Here is a 1717-nt window from a genome sequence, read left to right on the forward strand (position 1 = left end):
GTGCTCCCGGTCTACGCCGAGTGGTTCGCCGTCGCGCTGCTGATCGGCGCCGCCGCGTCCTGGCTGCTCGCGCACCGGCTCAAGAAGCGCACGTTCGGCCTGGAGCTGGACGAGATCGCGAAGCTCCTGCACGAGCGGGAGGCGGTGCTGCACGGCATCCGCGAGGGCATGATCGCCTTCGACCGCGCGGGCCGGATCACCATGGTCAACGACGAGGCGCGGCGGCTGCTCCGCCTGGGCACGACCGGGATCGGCAGCTGGATCGAGGACATCGTGCCGCCCGGGCGGCTGCGCGACGTGCTCAGCGGCGCGATCCTCGGCAAGGACGAGATCGTGCTCACGGACGACTACTGCCTGGCCGTGAACCGGATGCCGGTGATCCTCGCCGGCCGCCCGCACGGCTCGGTCGTCACCCTGCGGGACCGCACCGAGCTCTCCGGCCTGCTCCGCGAGCTCGACAGCGTCAAGGGCCTGACGGACGCACTGCGCGCGCAGCAGCACGAGTTCGCGAACCACCTGCACACCGTCGCCGGACTGCTGGAGCTCGGCGAGACGGACGAGGCGCTGCGCTTTTTGACCGACCTGCGCAGCGCCGAGATCGGGCTCGCCGAGTCGCTGCGCACCCGGATCGCCAGCCCGCTGGTCGTCGGCCTGTTCCTGGCCAAGTCGGCGGTCGCCGCCGAGCGCGGCATCGACCTGGTGCTGACCGAGGACTCATGGCTCGGCGACGTCCCGGTGAAGTCGCAGGCGGTGACGACGATCCTGGGCAACCTGATCGACAACGCCTTCGACGCCGTCGCCGGCAAGTACAGCCTCGCCGAGGAGCCGGGCCGGGTGACGGTCTCGATGGTCGAGGACGAGGACGCGATCCGGATCGAGGTCGGCGACAACGGACCCGGCATCCCGGACACCGCGCGCGAGTCGATCTTCGTCGACGGATTCTCCACGAAACCGGGCTCCGGCACGCTGCGCCGCGGCCTCGGCCTGGCCCTGGTGCACCGGCTGGTGCAGCGGCTCGGCGGCCGCATCGAGGTGAGCGCCGGCCCCGGCGCCGTGTTCACGGTGACCCTTCCGGCCGCGGTGGAACGCCCGGCACAGTCAGTGCGCACTACGAAGGTGATGGCATGAGCACGTCTTTCGAGGAAACTCAGGCGAAGGAGACTCCAGAGATCGCTCGCGCGATCCGCACCCTCGTCGTGGACGACGACTTCCGGGTGGCCAGGATCCACGCCGCGTTCGTCGAGCGGACCGAGGGCTTCGAGGTCGCGGGCGTGGCGCACGGCGCCGAGCAGGCGATGGCCATGATGGACGAATTGCGGCCCGACCTGGTGCTGATGGACGTCTACCTTCCGGACGGCGACGGCATCGGCCTGGTCCGCGCCATCGCCGAGCGTCCCGAGCACCCCGACTTCATCATCATCACGGCGGCCAGGGACGTGGCCACCGTCCGCGCGGCGATGCAGGTGGGCGCGGTGCACTACCTGGTCAAGCCCTTCGGCTTCCAGGCCCTGCGCGACCGGCTGGCCTCCTACCGCGACCTGCGCGCGCGGATGGCGGAGGTCGGCGAGGAAGCCGACCAGTCCGACGTCGACGCGCTCTTCGGCATGCTCCGCGGCCCGGCGCCGCAGCGCGTCGAGCAGCCCGCGAAGGGACATTCGGCGCCGACGCTGGAACTGGTGCGCAACGCCGTGCGCGCGGCAGAGGGCGACATCTCGGC

2 protein-coding genes are annotated in these 1717 nt (G+C 71.3%); both read left to right on the forward strand.

The window, feature by feature from the left end:
* A partial coding sequence (locus tag KDK95_RS34545; RefSeq protein WP_212522573.1) for a sensor histidine kinase occupies positions 1–1128 on the forward strand: 1128 nt, incomplete at its 5' end.
* On the forward strand, positions 1125–1717 hold a 593-nt coding region (locus KDK95_RS34550; protein ID WP_212522574.1), incomplete at its 3' end, for a response regulator. The genes KDK95_RS34545 and KDK95_RS34550, both read left to right, overlap by 4 nt.

The sequence above is a fragment of the Actinospica acidithermotolerans genome, from assembly GCF_018139625.1.
In the GTDB taxonomy this organism is placed as follows: domain Bacteria; phylum Actinomycetota; class Actinomycetes; order Streptomycetales; family Catenulisporaceae; genus Actinospica; species Actinospica acidithermotolerans.